1 rRNA gene is annotated in these 281 nt (G+C 55.5%); it reads right to left on the bottom strand.

The features are described 5' to 3' along the window. Positions 1-281, bottom strand: a 16S ribosomal RNA gene (locus HRJ06_RS23035); the annotation flags it as partial.

Genomic DNA, 281 nt, shown 5'->3' on the forward strand with positions numbered 1-281 from the left:
GAGTGCCCAACTGAATGCTGGCAACTAAGGTCAAGGGTTGCGCTCGTTGCGGGACTTAACCCAACATCTCACGACACGAGCTGACGACAACCATGCACCACCTGTCACTCTGTCCCCCGAAGGGGAACGCCCTATCTCTAAGGTTGTCAGAGGATGTCAAGACCTGGTAAGGTTCTTCGCGTTGCTTCGAATTAAACCACATGCTCCACCGCTTGTGCGGGCCCCCGTCAATTCCTTTGAGTTTCAGCCTTGCGGCCGTACTCCCCAGGCGGAGTGCTTAA

Origin of the sequence: Mesobacillus harenae, assembly GCF_013343715.1 — a bacterium.
Taxonomy (GTDB): Bacteria; Bacillota; Bacilli; order Bacillales; family Cytobacillaceae; genus Mesobacillus_A; species Mesobacillus_A harenae.